At 59.7% G+C, this 15,754-nt stretch carries 15 protein-coding genes; 5 read left to right on the top strand and 10 right to left on the bottom strand.

Going from position 1 to position 15,754, the window contains the following annotated elements; genetic code table 11:
• Positions 1–2: 2 nt before the first annotated feature.
• Positions 3–554 (top strand): chorismate--pyruvate lyase family protein, encoded by a 552-nt coding sequence (locus ACYZT4_RS21465; RefSeq protein ID WP_461982858.1) that lies wholly within the window; start codon positions 3–5, stop codon positions 552–554.
• A complete protein-coding gene (ubiA, locus tag ACYZT4_RS21460) occupies positions 554–1,444 on the top strand; it encodes a 4-hydroxybenzoate octaprenyltransferase (protein ID WP_461982857.1) in 891 nt (296 codons plus the stop codon). The genes ACYZT4_RS21465 and ubiA overlap by 1 nt, the downstream gene beginning before the upstream one ends.
• A gap of 132 nt (positions 1,445–1,576) precedes the next feature.
• Here the strand turns inward: ubiA and ACYZT4_RS21455 are convergent, their stop codons facing one another.
• Positions 1,577–1,969, bottom strand: coding sequence for a COG4315 family predicted lipoprotein (locus ACYZT4_RS21455; RefSeq protein ID WP_461982856.1), 393 nt, complete (start codon positions 1,967–1,969; stop codon positions 1,577–1,579).
• A gap of 152 nt (positions 1,970–2,121) precedes the next feature.
• Between ACYZT4_RS21455 and phoB the strand changes: the two genes are divergently transcribed.
• From phoB to ACYZT4_RS21440, 3 genes are all read left to right on the top strand, one after another.
• Positions 2,122–2,811, top strand: a complete 690-nt coding sequence (gene phoB, locus ACYZT4_RS21450; RefSeq protein ID WP_008150066.1) for a phosphate regulon transcriptional regulator PhoB — start codon at positions 2,122–2,124, stop codon at positions 2,809–2,811.
• A gap of 136 nt (positions 2,812–2,947) precedes the next feature.
• On the top strand, positions 2,948–4,234 hold the full coding sequence (gene phoR / locus ACYZT4_RS21445; protein WP_461988755.1) for a phosphate regulon sensor histidine kinase PhoR: 1,287 nt from the start codon (positions 2,948–2,950) through the stop codon (positions 4,232–4,234).
• Positions 4,235–4,356: 122 nt separating this feature from the next.
• Positions 4,357–5,697 carry a hemolysin family protein gene (locus ACYZT4_RS21440; RefSeq protein WP_461982855.1) on the top strand — a complete coding sequence of 447 codons (1,341 nt, stop codon included), beginning with the start codon at positions 4,357–4,359 and terminating at the stop codon, positions 5,695–5,697.
• A gap of 54 nt (positions 5,698–5,751) precedes the next feature.
• Here ACYZT4_RS21440 and ACYZT4_RS21435 read toward each other — a convergent pair whose 3' ends face one another.
• The 9 genes from ACYZT4_RS21435 to ACYZT4_RS21395 form a co-directional block, all read right to left on the bottom strand.
• The gene (locus ACYZT4_RS21435) at positions 5,752–6,648 is read right to left on the bottom strand and encodes a peptidoglycan DD-metalloendopeptidase family protein (RefSeq protein WP_461988753.1); all 897 of its coding nucleotides are present in this window, start codon (positions 6,646–6,648) and stop codon (positions 5,752–5,754) included.
• A gap of 86 nt (positions 6,649–6,734) precedes the next feature.
• Positions 6,735–7,046, bottom strand: coding sequence for a helix-turn-helix domain-containing protein (locus ACYZT4_RS21430; protein ID WP_461982854.1), 312 nt, complete (start codon positions 7,044–7,046; stop codon positions 6,735–6,737).
• A gap of 4 nt (positions 7,047–7,050) precedes the next feature.
• Positions 7,051–7,374 (bottom strand): type II toxin-antitoxin system RelE/ParE family toxin, encoded by a 324-nt coding sequence (locus ACYZT4_RS21425; protein ID WP_461982853.1) that lies wholly within the window; start codon positions 7,372–7,374, stop codon positions 7,051–7,053.
• Between the two features lie 286 nt (positions 7,375–7,660).
• On the bottom strand, positions 7,661–8,569 hold the full coding sequence (locus tag ACYZT4_RS21420) for a response regulator (RefSeq protein ID WP_461982852.1): 909 nt from the start codon (positions 8,567–8,569) through the stop codon (positions 7,661–7,663).
• Positions 8,570–8,737: 168 nt separating this feature from the next.
• On the bottom strand, positions 8,738–9,499 hold the full coding sequence (gene phoU / locus ACYZT4_RS21415; RefSeq protein WP_008150055.1) for a phosphate signaling complex protein PhoU: 762 nt from the start codon (positions 9,497–9,499) through the stop codon (positions 8,738–8,740).
• Positions 9,500–9,616: 117 nt separating this feature from the next.
• Entirely contained in the window at positions 9,617–10,450 is an 834-nt protein-coding gene (pstB, locus tag ACYZT4_RS21410) for a phosphate ABC transporter ATP-binding protein PstB (RefSeq protein WP_150711387.1), read from the bottom strand.
• A 95-nt stretch (positions 10,451–10,545) separates the two neighbouring features.
• Positions 10,546–12,216, bottom strand: coding sequence for a phosphate ABC transporter permease PstA (gene pstA / locus ACYZT4_RS21405; RefSeq protein WP_461982851.1), 1,671 nt, complete (start codon positions 12,214–12,216; stop codon positions 10,546–10,548).
• 15 nt (positions 12,217–12,231) lie between these two features.
• Positions 12,232–14,265 carry an ABC transporter permease subunit gene (locus ACYZT4_RS21400; protein WP_461988751.1) on the bottom strand — a complete coding sequence of 678 codons (2,034 nt, stop codon included), beginning with the start codon at positions 14,263–14,265 and terminating at the stop codon, positions 12,232–12,234.
• 479 nt (positions 14,266–14,744) lie between these two features.
• The gene (locus ACYZT4_RS21395; RefSeq protein ID WP_461982850.1) at positions 14,745–15,746 is read right to left on the bottom strand and encodes a phosphate ABC transporter substrate-binding protein PstS family protein; all 1,002 of its coding nucleotides are present in this window, start codon (positions 15,744–15,746) and stop codon (positions 14,745–14,747) included.
• Between the last annotated feature and the right edge of the window lie 8 nt (positions 15,747–15,754).

Below are 15,754 nucleotides of genomic sequence, written 5' to 3'. Positions count from 1 at the left end.
CTGTGCCGCACTCAAAACCCCCATTTTGGCTTGCTCAAAGCCAACTCGCGCCCCTCCCCGACGCCCCTACTCTCGACTGGTTGTTCGACGAAGGTTCGCTGACCCGTCGGCTGATCCGCCTGTCGAATGACGGTTTCAGTGTCACGCCGCTGTTCGAAGGCTGGCAAGCGCTGCGCACGGACGAATGTGCGGCGCTGGACCTTGCCGAGGGCAGTGAAGGCTGGGTGCGCGAGGTGTACCTGCGTGGCCACGGCGAGGCCTGGGTGTTTGCCCGCAGCGTGGCGTCCCGCAGCGCGCTGCAGGGCGATGGCTTGCACATGGACGAGTTGGGCAGCCGCTCGCTGGGCGAACTGCTTTTCTGCGACCAGGCGTTTCAGCGTCGCGCCATTGAGGTTTGTCACTATCCTCAGGAATGGCTGCCGCTGGAATCCAGAGCACCCGGCTTATGGGGCCGTCGCTCGCGCTTCGACCGGGGCGCCTTGAGCGTGCTGGTAGCCGAAATATTTTTGCCGACCCTGTGGAGCGCCGCCCTCGCCCATCCGGAGAACTGCTGATGTACCAGAGCCTGCTCAAGTCCCTGAATCGCATGAACCCACGGGCCTGGGATTTCATTCAATTGACACGCATGGACAAGCCGATCGGCATTTACCTGCTGCTGTGGCCGACGCTGTGGGCGCTGTGGATTGCCGGCAAAGGTTCGCCGTCGCTGGCCAACGTGGTGATTTTCGTCCTCGGCGTGGTCCTGACCCGCGCCGGCGGTTGCGTGATCAATGACTGGGCGGATCGCAAAGTCGACGGTCATGTGAAGCGTACCGAGCAGCGGCCACTGGTGAGCGGCAAAATCAGTTCCAAGGAAGCCTTGGTGTTTTTCGCGCTGCTGATGGGCGTGAGTTTCCTGCTGGTGCTGTGCACCAACGCGGCGACGGTGTGGCTGTCGTTCGGCGGGCTGGCGCTGGCGTTCAGTTACCCGTTCATGAAGCGCTACACCTATTACCCGCAAGTGGTGCTGGGCGCGGCGTTTTCCTGGGGCATGCCGATGGCGTTCACCGCCGAGACCGGTGAACTGCCGGCGGCGGCGTGGTTGCTGTGGATTGCCAACCTGTTGTGGACGGTGGGCTATGACACGTATTACGCGATGACTGATCGCGACGACGATTTGAAGATCGGCGTGAAATCCACGGCGATTCTGTTTGGCGAAGCGGACCGGGTGATCATCCTGACGCTGCAGGGGTTGGCGTTGGGTTGCCTGCTGCTGGCCGGGTCGAAATTCGAGCTCGGTGGCTGGTTCCACTTGGGGCTGCTGGCAGCGGCAGGCTGTTTTGCGTGGGAGTTCTGGTACACCCGAGGCAAGGACCGGATGCGCTGCTTCAAGGCGTTTTTGCACAACCACTGGGCCGGGTTGGCGATTTTCGTCGGGATTGTGCTGGATTACGCACTTCGCTGAACCACACATAAAATTGCAGGAGCGAGCCTGCTCGCGATGGACTCAAGAACGCCTCGGAGTGTCAGGCGCCCAGCGTTAACGTTAACGTCCATCGCGAGCAGGCTCGCGCCCACAGGTAGATCGGAAGAATGTTTACATTTTCGGCCCGTTGTTGGTGATGACGTGCCAGACTTCCTTTATGTTGTCGCCTTCCTTTTCACCCGCTTTCTTGTCCTTCATGAAGTAGTACAACGGTTTGCCCATGTAGGCCCATTGCATCGTGCCGTCGTCACGCTTGACGACCGTCCACTTGCCATCGTCCTTGGCGCCCGCTTCAGCTTTCAGCGGCGGCCAGTTTTCTGCGCACTGGCCGGTACACACTGACTTGCCGCCCGTGTCCTTGTCGAACGTATAAAGGGTCATGCCCTTGTGGTCGACCATCACACCGTCTTTCATCATCGCAGGCTCGGCCGCGAAGGCCATTGCCGGCAAGGACAGGGCAGCTGCCAGCATCAGGGCTTTAAGGGATTGTGTGTATTGAGTCATGGAAACCTTCTTTTGTGGTTGTCAGGGTTCGGACTTAGAGAATAGTTCAGGATCGTGACAATGGCGGGGCGACTAAAATACTGTCACACGACTGCAATAATTCCGTTATCTAATGCGGCGCAAGACAGTTAAATGACAAGAGGATTAAAGGCATGGTTGGCAGAAGCATTCTGATCGTCGACGACGAAGCGCCCATTCGCGAAATGATCGCCGTTGCGTTGGAGATGGCCGGCTATGACTGCCTGGAGGCCGAGAACTCGCAGCAGGCCCACGCGATCATCGTCGACCGCAAGCCGGACCTGATCCTGCTCGACTGGATGCTGCCCGGCACCTCCGGTATCGAACTGGCCCGCCGCCTCAAGCGCGATGAGCTGACCGGGGACATTCCGATCATCATGCTTACCGCCAAGGGCGAAGAGGACAACAAGATCCAGGGCCTGGAAGTCGGCGCCGACGACTACATCACCAAACCGTTTTCCCCCCGCGAGCTGGTGGCGCGCCTGAAGGCCGTGCTGCGTCGCGCCGGCCCTACCGATGGCGAGACGCCGATCGAAGTCGGCGGCCTGCTGCTGGACCCGATCAGCCACCGCGTGACCATCGACGGCAAACCCGCCGAGATGGGCCCAACCGAATACCGCTTGCTGCAATTCTTCATGACCCACCAGGAACGCGCCTACACCCGTGGCCAGTTGCTCGATCAGGTCTGGGGCGGCAACGTCTATGTCGAAGAGCGCACCGTCGACGTGCACATCCGCCGTCTGCGCAAAGCCCTCGGCGATGCCTACGAAAATCTGGTACAAACCGTGCGCGGCACCGGTTATCGCTTCTCTACGAAAGCATAAAAGCAGCTGCAAGCCTGAAGCTACAAGCGGCAAGTGAACGCCATGCCGCTCTGACTTGCGGCTTGCGGCTTGAAACTTGAAGCTGCCTTTAGGACTCTCCGTGAACCAAAACTGGCATGGCACCCTGATTCGCCACATGCTGCTACTGGTCACCGCCTGCCTGGTGATCGGCCTGATCACCGGCTACTACGGCTGGAGCCTCGCCGCGGGCCTGGGCCTTTACCTGGCCTGGACCCTCAAGCAATTGCTGCGTCTGCACGAGTGGCTGCGCCTGCACAAACCCGATGAAGCGCCGCCCGATGGCTATGGCCTGTGGGGCGAAGTGTTCGACAGCATCTACCACCTGCAACGCCGCGACCAACGCGTGCGCGGACGCCTGCAAGCGGTGATTGACCGGGTGCAGGAATCCACCGCTGCGCTGAAAGACGCGGTGATCATGCTCGACACCGACGGCAACCTCGAATGGTGGAACCGCGCGGCGGAAACCCTGCTTGGCCTCAAGACGCCACAGGACAGCGGCCAGCCCGTAACCAACCTGGTGCGCCATCCGCGGTTCAAGGAATACTTCGAGCAGGACAGCTACGCCGAGCCGCTGGAAATACCCTCGCCGATCAACGATCGCCTGCGCATTCAGCTGTACATCACCCGCTACGGCAACAACGAACACTTGATGCTGGTGCGCGACGTGACGCGCATTCATCAGCTGGAACAGATGCGCAAGGACTTCATCGCCAACGTTTCCCACGAATTGCGCACGCCGCTGACGGTGATCTGCGGCTATCTGGAAACCCTGCTCGACAACGTCGAGGACGTGAACCCGCGCTGGAGCCGTGCCCTGCAGCAAATGCAGCAGCAAGGTGGGCGTATGCAAACGTTGCTCAACGACTTGCTGCTACTGGCGAAACTGGAAGCCACGGATTACCCGTCGGACAATCAGCCGGTGGCCATTGATGGCTTGCTGCAATCGATCAAGAGCGATGCTCAGCAGTTGTCAGGGCAGAAAAACCAGTGCATCACCCTGGAGGCCGATCCGACGATTCTGCTCAAGGGCAGTGAAGCCGAATTGCGCAGCGCGTTCTCCAACCTGGTGTTCAACGCGGTGAAATACACCCCGGCCGAAGGCAATATCCGCGTTCGCTGGTGGGGCGATGAACAAGGCGCGCACCTGAGCGTGCAGGATTCCGGCATCGGCATTGACAGCAAACATTTGCCGCGCCTGACCGAGCGTTTCTACCGCGTCGATTCCAGCCGCAACTCCAACACCGGCGGCACCGGGCTTGGGCTGGCGATCGTCAAGCACGTGTTGCTGCGCCACCGGGCACGCATGGAGATCAGCAGCGTGCCGGGGCATGGCAGTACGTTTACCTGCCACTTTGCGCCGGCGCAGGTCAGCCAATCCCGGGTCATCAGCGCGACCGACTGATACCGGCCAGCGTTCCCCCCTAGTCAATCGCACGGTCAGCCGCTACATTGGCTGACTTGTGCCTGCCCTTCAGGCACCGCATTGACCCCTTTTCGAATACACGGAACCCGCAAAACTCCATCATGGACCCTTCCCCTGGCTTGACCCTCGCGACACTCTTTGCCGATTTCGGCATGATTCTTTTTGCTCTGATCCTGGTTTTGCTCAACGGATTTTTCGTTGCGGCGGAATTTGCCATGGTCAAATTGCGCTCGACCCGGGTCGAGGCCATCGCCGATAAAAACGGCTGGCGCGGGCACATTCTGCGCACTGTTCACAGCCAGCTCGATGCTTATCTTTCGGCTTGCCAATTGGGTATCACCCTCGCCTCCCTGGGCCTTGGCTGGGTCGGTGAACCGGCGTTCGCGCATATTCTCGAGCCAATGCTTGAAGCCATCGGCGTGCAGTCGGCCGAAGTGATCAAGGGTGTGTCGTTCTTCGCCGCGTTCTTCGTCATCTCGTACCTGCACATCGTGGTCGGCGAATTGGCGCCGAAATCCTGGGCGATCCGCAAACCTGAATTGCTGTCGCTGTGGACCGCCGTGCCGCTGTACCTGTTCTACTGGTCGATGTACCCGGCGATTTACCTGCTCAACGCCAGCGCCAACACGATTCTGCGCATTGCCGGCCAAGGTGAACCCGGCCCGCATCACGAGCACCATTACAGCCGTGAAGAACTGAAACTGATCCTGCACTCCAGCCGTGGCCAGGACCCGAGCGACCAGGGCATGCGTGTTTTGGCCTCGGCGGTGGAAATGGGCGAGCTGGAAGTAGTCGACTGGGCCAACTCTCGGGAAGACCTGGTGACGCTGGAGTTCAATGCGCCGCTGAAACAAATCCTGTCGATGTTCCGTCGGCACAAGTTCAGCCGTTATCCGGTGTACGACAGCGAAAGCCAGGAGTTCGTCGGCCTGCTGCACATCAAGGATCTGCTGCTGGAGCTGGCGGCCCTGGATCATATTCCCGAATCGTTCAACCTGGCTGAGCTGACCCGACCGCTGGAGCGCGTGTCGCGGCACCTGCCGCTGTCGCAGTTGCTGGAGCAGTTCCGCAAGGGTGGCTCGCACTTCGCGTTGGTCGAAGAGGCCGACGGCAACATCATTGGTTACCTGACCATGGAAGACGTGCTGGAAGTGCTGGTCGGCGACATTCAGGACGAACACCGTAAAGCGGAACGCGGGATTCTCGCGTATCAGCCGGGCAAGTTGCTGGTGCGGGGCGACACGCCGTTGTTCAAGGTCGAGCGCCTGCTGGGCATCGATCTGGATCACATCGAAGCCGAGACCCTTGCCGGGCTGATCTATGAAACCCTGAAACGGGTGCCGGAAGAGGAGGAAGTGCTGGAAGTCGAAGGCTTGCGGATCATCATCAAGAAGATGAAGGGACCGAAGATTATCTTGGCCAAGGTGTTGATGCTGGATTAAGTGGTCTCAGGCCTAAACCGAGTCGACCCCTTTGCGGGCAGTCAAGACGACACATCATTGTTTGCCGAGCGCGAAATTGGGCAGCGCGCCCACCGGTTGATTGAACTGGTACGGAATCGACACCAGCCCCAACCCGGTATTACGCTGCACCACGAAATGCAGGTGCGGCCCGCTGCTGTTGCCGGTATTGCCTGACAGCGCCAACGGACTTCCCACCGACACCCGCTGCCCCTCGCGCACACTCACTGAGCCTTGCTTGAGGTGCAGGTACACGCCCATCGTCCCGTCATCGTGCAGCACCCGCACGAAATTGCCGGACGCGTCGGTCCCACGTCCGGTCTGCGCATTCTCGGTTTTCACCACCACCCCGCCTCGCGCCGCAATGATCGGCGTGCCCTCAGGCATCGCGATATCCATGGCATAGCGGTTCTTCGGCCCGAAGTGGCTGTACTGACCGTTGGCTCCCTGACTCAGCCGAAACGGCCCCCCGCGCCAGGGGAACGGGTAACGATAGGCCATGGCAGCTCCTGACGGGTCGCCCAGAAAGTATTCGAACTTCGGGGTATAGACGAGCGGGATCTCGGTGTTCATGGCCGTGAGCAGCGCCAGACGAATGCTGCTGCGCGCCGGCATGACCCGACGAATCGGCCGGCTCGGCGCACCATTGACGTTCTCCAGCCCGGCGAAACTCAACTCGACCTCTACCGGCGCATAAAGGTCATTGCGCACGTAAACGCTGTCCGCGCCCTTCTTCCTGGTGATGACGAGGTACACCTGGCGCTCAAGGTGCTCGACCATGCGATCGCGAAACGTGAACACCTGCGAGCCCTGCGTGGGGCGGTCGCTGTAGGAGACCACGCCACTGGCATCGGTGGACTTGTAGATCGTCACGGCCCACGTCGAGGCGGAGGCCATGAACAGACCGCAAAAAAACAGCAAGCGCGCGAGCATGGGCAAGATTCTGTCGAGGAAGGCCTGGATTGGAGCCTAGCAGGTGCAATGGACCCGGGGAGTCGGCAGATGTTTCACTCGTCGAATCACACCAACGAAACGGGCTCAGCCTGGGAGAAGCAAATGTCGATGTTCAATCGGGCAGCAGCGGACAGATTCACCAATGCATCCAGAGAAAATTTATCGATTTTACCGCTGAGCACATCGTTGAGCCGTGGCTGGGTGATTTTCAGCCGCGCTGCTGCGTCCTTCTGCGAAAGCTGCCACCCGCGAATGGTCTTGCATAACTCCAGCATTAATTTGGAGCGTAACCGCATGTTCGCGGCTTCCTGAGGCGTGTCTTCCAGCGCATCCCAAACGCTGGCAAAGCGCTGATTATCGGTTTGATGATTCTTCATGTCGTTAACCTATTTCCTGCAGTCTGGCGCGTGCCAGTTCGATATCCCGTGTTTCGGTTTTTCGCGTGGTCTTGTTGAACGCATGGAGCACGTAAATGGCTTCAGGCCGATTGACCACGTAAAACACTCGAAACGCCCCTGACTCCTCCGCAACTCTGATTTCATTGACCCCCCGTCCCACCGTTTTCATGGGTCTCCAATCGAAAGGGTCCTCGCCCTGTTGCAACAGGTCCAACTGAAAACCGGCAGCTCTGCGCGCATCGAGTGGAAAAGCCCGCAAATCCTTGAGCGAACTACCTGTGAACACCACATCCTTGTGCCTCACCATCGACTTCTCCTGTTGATGAGAGGGAAGCGTAATCGACGAAGCTGGCTTGAGAGGGCTGAGGTTGTTTCAGGGCATGGCTGAGAGAGAACCCTGCCATAGACTTTATATCGGAACAGATATAAATCAAGACGATAATTGAGAGATCGGACGCACGGAGTAAAACGTTGGTGTCGACTATGGCCCCATCGTCGGAGCGCCGCCCGGAGCAAGCTCGCTCCTACAAGGGAACGAATTCCAAATGTGGGAGTGAGCCTGCTCGCGATGACGGACTATCGGGCGACGAAGATCATGCGCCCGGTATGAAATGCTTCTGTGCCGTACCACGTGCTATCAAACGCGAGATGTAGTCGAGCTTCTGCGCATCCTGATCGACGAAGCGGAATGTCAGTTGCAGCCATTCGCTGTCGGGCTTCTGCTCGTGGGCGACGATGGCGTGCAGGTAGCCGTTGAGGCGCGCGACTTCGGCGTTGTCGCCCTGCTCCATGTCGAGCACGGCGCTGTCGAGTACTTGCGGCAGCGCTTCGCCGCGCTTGATCACCAGCAAGGCTTCCTTGAGGCTCAAGGCTTTGATCACGCATTGTTGAGTGCCGTTCGGCAGGCGCAACTGGCCTTGGCCACGGCTTACGGAAGCTGCCGCTGCGGCGACCGGAGCCTTGACCGGCGGGCTGTTGAGCAGGCCACGGGCAGGCGCAGGCGCGGGGGTCGGTGCGGTCGCGAGCACTTCAGCCTTGCCGCCGGTCAGTGCGCTCAGGGAATCGTTGCCGAACGCCGAGTTCATTTTGGTCGGCGCAATGTTCATCAGGGCGTCGAGCTTGCCCACCTTGTTGAGCGCCTGCTTGACCTTGGTCAGCAGTTGTTCGTTGGTGAATGGCTTGCTGACGTAACCCGAAACCCCGGCCTGGATCGCCTGGACGACGTTCTCTTTGTCGCCACGGCTGGTCACCATCACGAAGGGCATGGTCTTGAGGTTGTCCTGCTGGCGGCACCAGGTCAACAGTTCGAGCCCGGACATTTCCGGCATTTCCCAGTCGCACAGCACCAGGTCGAACGCTTCCTTGGCCAGCATGGCCTGAGCCTTCTTGCCGTTGATGGCGTCTTCTGTCCGGATGCCCGGGAAGTAATTACGCAGGCACTTTTTTACCAGGTCACGAATGAATGCCGCATCGTCCACCACCAACACACTGATCTTGCTCATCCATCACCCCTCGAAAAAATCCCGGCAAGCATACCGCTTTGCTGATGGCACATTGCCAAAAACCTTCAGTCACGCCGGGACTTTTCGTTCGCGGGTGCTGCGTCCAGCCTCTAACACCACCCACAAAAAAAGCCCGGTCAAAGGACCGGGCTTTTTTCTCGGGCAGTCTTACTTATCGTCAGCTTTGCCCGGAACATTAGCGGTTTCGCCACTTGTGCCTTCAACTTCTTCCTTCATGCGCTTGAGGCCCAGGTGTCGCACGTCGGTACCGCGCACCAGGTAAATCACCAGTTCCGAGATATTGCGCGCGTGGTCGCCGATGCGCTCCAGCGAACGCAGGACCCAGATGATGCTCAGAACCCGCGAGATAGAGCGCGGGTCTTCCATCATGTAGGTGGCGAGTTCACGCAGTGCGGTCTTGTACTCGCGGTCGATGATCTTGTCGTACTGCGCCACCGACAACGCCAGGTCGGCGTCGAAACGGGCAAACGCGTCCAGTGCGTCGCGGACCATGTTGCGCACTTGGTCGCCGATGTGGCGCACTTCGACGTAGCCGCGCGGCGCTTCGCCTTCTTCGCACAGCTGGATGGCGCGGCGGGCGATCTTGGTCGCTTCGTCGCCGATGCGCTCCAGGTCGATCACCGACTTTGAAATGCTGATGATCAGACGCAAGTCGGACGCCGCCGGCTGACGACGGGCCAGAATGCGCAGGCATTCTTCGTCGATGTTGCGTTCCATCTGGTTGATCTGGTCGTCGATCTCGCGAACCTGCTGGGCCAGGCCGGAATCGGCCTCGATCAACGCGGTGACCGCGTCGTTGACCTGCTTTTCCACCAGCCCGCCCATGGCCAGGAGGTGGCTGCGCACTTCCTCCAGCTCGGCGTTGAACTGCGCGGAAATGTGGTGGGTCAAGCCTTCCTTAGAAATCATGGTTTGCTCCGCAAAAGCTGTGTGCCAAGAGCTGCAAGCTGCAAGCTGCAAGCTGATGTGTGTCGTTACTCGGATCGCTTCTACTTGCCGCTTGAAGCTTGAAGCTTGAAGCTGCCACTAACCATATCGCCCCGTGATGTAGTCTTCGGTCTGCTTCTTCGCCGGATTGGTGAACAGCGTATCGGTGTCGCCGAACTCCACCAGTTTTCCCATGTACATGAACGCCGTGTAGTCGGAAACCCGCGCGGCCTGTTGCATGTTGTGGGTGACGATGACGATGGTGAATTTCGATTTCAGTTCGTAGATCAGCTCTTCGACTTTCAGCGTCGAGATCGGATCCAGTGCCGAGCACGGTTCGTCGAGCAGCAGCACTTCCGGCTCCACGGCGATGGTGCGGGCGATCACCAGACGTTGCTGTTGACCACCGGACAGGCCGAGTGCCGACTCGTGCAGACGGTCTTTGACTTCGTCCCACAGTGCCGCGCCTTTCAACGCCCACTCCACCGCTTCGTCGAGGATGCGCTTCTTGTTGATGCCCTGGATTCGCAGGCCATAGACCACGTTTTCGTAAATGGTTTTCGGGAACGGGTTCGGCTTCTGGAACACCATACCGACACGACGACGCAGCTCGGCCACGTCCTCGCCCTTGCGGTAGATGTTGTTACCGTAGAGGTTTATTTCGCCTTCCACGCGGCAGCCATCGACCAAGTCGTTCATGCGGTTGAAGGTGCGCAACAGCGTGGACTTGCCACAGCCGGACGGGCCGATGAAGGCGGTCACGCGCTGTTTCGGGATGTTCATGCTGACGTCGAACAACGCTTGTTTGTCGCCGTAGAACAGGCTAAGGCCCGGCACTTCAATGGCCACGGTTTCCTGCGCCAGGCTCAGGCTCTGTTTGTCGCGGCCCAGGGCAGACATGTTGATGCCGTGGGTATGTGTTTCGTGCTGCATGGGGACTCACTCCGTTCGTAGCTGCGAGCTTCGAGCTGCAAGCTGCAAGTTTTGAGCAAAGGCGGCTTGTAGCTTGCCGCTTGTGGCTAATGGCTTTAGCTATCCAATGCTTTGTATTTTTCGCGCAGGTGATTTCGGATGTAGACGGCCGACAGGTTCAAGGTCGCGATCACCAAAACCAGCAGCAGTGCCGTCGCATACACCAGCGGTCGTGCGGCTTCGACGTTCGGGCTCTGGAAGCCTACGTCATAAATATGGAAGCCCAGGTGCATGATCTTCTGGTCGAGGTGAAGGTACGGATAATTGCCGTCCAGTGGCAGCGACGGCGCCAGTTTCACCACGCCTACCAGCATCAACGGCGCCACTTCACCAGCGGCGCGAGCCACGGCGAGGATCATCCCGGTCATCATTGCCGGGCTGGCCATCGGCAGCACGATCTTCCACAAGGTTTCAGCCTTGGTCGCGCCGAGGGCCAACGAGCCTTCGCGCACGGTGCGAGGAATCCGCGCCAGGCCTTCTTCGGTCGCCACGATCACCACCGGCACGGCCAGCAGCGCCAGGGTCAACGACGCCCACAGCAGGCCCGGCGTGCCGAAGGTCGGTGCCGGCAGCGCTTCAGGGAAGAACAACCGGTCGACCGAGCCGCCCAGTACATAAACGAAGAAGCCCAGGCCGAACACGCCGTAAACGATCGCCGGAACGCCTGCCAGGTTGTTCACGGCGATGCGGATAATCCGCGTCAGCACGTTCTGCTTGGCGTATTCGCGCAGGTAAACCGCCGCCAGCACGCCGAACGGAGTCACGATCATCGCCATGATCAACGTCATCATCACGGTGCCGAAAATCGCCGGGAAGATCCCGCCTTCGGTGTTCGCTTCACGCGGATCGTCGCTGAGGAACTCCCAGACCTTGCTGAAGTAGAAGCCGATCTTGGTCATCGTGCCCATGGCGTTCGGCTGGTAGGCGTGGACCACTTTGCCGATGTCGATCACGAGCTCTTTGCCGTTGGCATCGCGGGCCGTCAGGCTGTCGCGGTTGAACTGGGCATGCAGTTCGCCCAAGCGCGCTTCGATGTCCTGATAACGCGCGTTCAACTCGGCGCGCTCGGATTCCATGTCCGCTTGCGCGGTGGCGTCGAGCGTGCCGGCCAGTTCCAGTTGGCGACCGTGCAGACGGATGCGTTCGAGACCGGCATTGATCGCGCCGATGTCGACCTTTTCCAGGGTCTTGAGCTGTGCCGCGAGCTTGTTGACGCGATCGACGCGGGCCTGCAACTCAGGCCACGCGGCCTCGCCTTCAGCGATGACCTTGCCGTCCTGCTTAACGTTGACCAGGTAACCGTAGAAGTTGCCCCACTCGCGACGCTCGATGGTCATCAGCTCTCGCGGGGTGGTCTGGTTAGTCAGCCACTCGCCGACAATCCAGGTGAAGTCGTTGCCGTTCAGGTCACGGTTGCCGACCTTGATCAGCTCGCGGGTCATGAACTCCGGGCCCTGATCCGGCACCGGCAGGCCCGCGCTTTTCAGGCGCTCGCGGGGCACTTCTTCCTTTTGGACCACTTCGCCGATGACCAAGTGATTGGCCTGGCCCGGTACGTCGTAGCTGGCGTGAATCAAATCCGCCGGCCAGAAGTGACCCAAGCCGCGCACCGCGATCACCGCGAGCAAGCCAATGGTCATGATGACCGCGATGGACACCGCGCCACCGCTGATCCAGACGCCGGGGGCGCCGCTCTTGAACCATCCGTTCAGGGAGTTCTGTTTCACAGACTTCTACCTTTCTTAAAGCGACGAGTATTTCTTGCGCAGACGCTGACGAATCAGCTCCGCGAGGGTGTTCATGACGAAGGTGAACAACAGCAGCACCAGCGCCGAGAGGAACAGCACGCGGTAGTGGCTGCCGCCGACTTCCGATTCGGGCATTTCCACCGCGACGTTGGCGGCCAGCGTTCGCAGACCTTCGAACAGGTTCATTTCCATGACCGGGGTGTTACCGGTGGCCATCAGCACGATCATGGTTTCACCGACCGCACGGCCCATGCCGATCATCAGTGCCGAGAAAATGCCGGGGCTGGCGGTGAGGATCACCACCCGCGTCATGGTCTGCCACGGCGTGGCACCGAGGGCCAGGGAACCGAGGGTCAGGCCGCGAGGCACGCTGAACACGGCGTCTTCGGCGATGGAGTAGATATTCGGGATGACCGCAAAACCCATGGCCAGACCTACCACCAGGGCGTTGCGCTGGTCGTAGGTGATGCCCAGGTCGTGGGAGATCCACATGCGCATGTCGCCGCCGAAGAACCAGGTTTCCATGTACGGGCTCATGTACAGCGAGAGCCAGCCCACGAACAGGATCACCGGAATCAGAATCGCGCTTTCCCAGCCGTCCGGCACCTTCAGGCGGATGGATTCAGGCAGGCGGCTAAACGTGAAGCCCGCCACAAGAATGCCGATCGGCATGAGCAGTAGCAGGCTGAAAATGCCTGGCAAATGCCCTTCTACATATGGTGCGAGGAACAGGCCGGCGAAGAAACCGAGGATCACCGTCGGCATCGCTTCCATCAGCTCGATCACCGGCTTGACTTTGCGGCGCATGCCCGGAGCCATGAAGTACGCGGTGTAGATCGCGGCGGCAACGGCCAGTGGCGCGGCCAGCAGCATGGCGTAGAACGCGGCTTTCAGGGTGCCGAAGGTCAGTGGTGACAGGCTAAGCTTCGGTTCGAAGTCGGTGTTGGCCGCGGTCGATTGCCAGACGTATTTAGGCTCGTCGTAGTTCTCGTACCAGACCTTGCTCCACAGCGCGCTCCACGAGACTTCCGGGTGCGGGTTGTCGAGCAGCAGCGGTTGAATTTTGCCGCCTGCTTCGACGATCACCCGGTTGGCCCGTGGCGACAGGCCGAAGATACCCTGGCCTTCCACGACCTGATCCACCAGCAAGGTGCGGTGCGCGGTGCTGTGGAACACGCCGAGCTTGCCGGACGCATCAAGGGCGATGAAGCCTTTGCGACGTTCTTCGGCAGTGATCTCAACGATTGGCGTGGTGCCCATCTGAAACGTGCGGATCTGCTTCAGGCGCTGCTCGCCATCCGGGTCGCGGGCCATGAACCACTGGGCCAGGCCGCCTTTTGAATCGCCGAGGATCAGCGAGATGCCGCCGACCAATTGGGTACTGGCGGTGATTTGCGCTTCGCCGTCTTCAAGCAGTTTGTAGCGACCTTTGAGGCTCTTGTCGCGCAGGCTGAACACGTCGGCCTGGGCGCGCCCGTTGATCACGTACAGCCACTGCTGACGCGGGTCGACGAAGATGTTCTTCACCGGCTCGCTCATCTGCGGCAGATCGATGCGCTTCTGTGAGTGGGTGACTTCGCCAGTCATCATGTTTTCTTCGCTGGTCAGCGACAAAACATTGAGTTGCGAACCGGTGGAGCCAACCAGCATCAGCGTGGTGTCGGTGGCGTTGAGGCTGACGTGCTCCAGCGCACCACCTGCCTCGTTGAGCGCAATCGGGGTTTCGCCGTACGGGAAATCGATGGCTGGCGAGATGGTTTTCTTGTTGTTCGGATAGCTGACTTTATAGGTGTGACGGAATACCAAGGCCTGACCGTTGGACAAACCCACCGCTATCAGCGGGTGACCGGGCTGGTCCTCACCGATGGAAGTCACCGTGGTGCCGGCCGGGACCGGCAGATCGACGCGCTTGAGTTCGGCGCCACTGTCGATGTCGAAGAACAGCGCCTGTCCTTTGTCGGAAACCCGCATCGCCACCTGGTTCTGCTCTTCCAGGGAGATCATCAGCGGCTTGCCGGCATCTTGCATCCAGGCGGGTGTGATGGCGTCCTTGACGGTCAGGTTCGCACCCTGGAACAGGGGGAAAACGACGTAGGCGAGGAAGAAGAAAATCAGCGTGATCGCACCGAGAACGGCGAGGCCGCCGACCAGCACGTACCAGCGGGTCAGGCGATCCTTGAGCGCGCGAATGCGGCGCTTGCGTTGCAGCTCAGGCGTATTGAAATCAATTCGCTTGGGGGGATTACCGGGGGAATTAACAGTCATGGTGGAATTGGCCAGATCATTCATGCGCACACCCTAGCGGTCCTGTATGACAGAAAGATGACAATGCAGTGACGCGACAAATCCGCCGCCAGCGGGAACTGGCAGTGGATTAAAAATTTGAGGGTGTGTAGGAGCAAGCCTGCTCGCGGAAATCGTTCATCCACCACAACTTCTGTGGCTGGAAAACCATCGCGAGCAGGCTCGCTCCTACACAGATCCGGGGCTAGCCCCGGATCAAGGTGTTACTTCTTTGCGACTTCAGCGCCGCCTTCCGCCAGACCCAGGTCAGCCAGTGCTTTTGCAGCAACCTTGGCTGGCAGTGGGATGTAGCCGTCTTTCACGACCACTTCCTGGCCCTGTTTGGACAGAACCAGTTTCACGAACTCGGCTTCCAGCGGGGCCAGAGGCTTGTTCGGGGCTTTGTTGACATAAACGTAGAGGAAGCGCGACAGCGGATACTTGCCGTTCAGGGCGTTTTCTTCGGTGTCTTCGATGAACTCGGTGGTGCCTTTCTTGGCCAGAGCAACCGTCTTCACGCTAGCGGTTTTATAGCCGATGCCGGAGTAACCGATGCCGTTCAGCGAGGAGCTGATCGACTGCACGACCGAAGCCGAGCCTGGTTGTTCGTTGACGTTTGGCTTGTAGTCGCCTTTGCACAGGGCTTCTTCTTTGAAGTAGCCATAAGTGCCGGATACCGAGTTACGACCGAACAGCTGAACCGGCTTGTTGGCCAGGTCGCCGGTCACACCCAGGTCACCCCAGGTTTTCACTTCGGTTTTAGCGCCGCACAGACGAGTGGACGAGAAGATCGCATCGACCTGTTCAATGGTCAGGTGCTGGATCGGGTTGTCCTTGTGTACGAAAATCGCCAGGGCATCCACGGCAACCGGGATAGCGGTTGGCTTGTAGCCGTACTTCTGCTCGAAGGCAGCCAGTTCGGTGTCCTTCATCTTGCGGCTCATCGGGCCCAGGTTGGCGGTGCCTTCAGTCAGCGCAGGTGGCGCGGTGGCGGAGCCAGCGGCCTGAATCTGGATGTTTACGTTCGGGTATTCTTTTTTGTAGTTCTCAGCCCAGAGGGTCATGAGGTTAGCCAGAGTATCGGAGCCGACGCTGGACAGGTTGCCCGACACACCAGTGGTCTTGGTGTAGCTCGGGATCGACGGGTCAACAGCGGCAACCGCGTTGGCAGTCGCAACGCCAGCAGCGACAAAAGTCATTGCCGCCATCAAACGCTTCAGTTTCATGCCTTACT

This window comes from Pseudomonas sp. GB2N2 (assembly GCF_054897705.1).
Note: the sequence above shows the minus strand (reverse complement) of the source record. Positions and strands in the feature narration are given on the sequence as shown.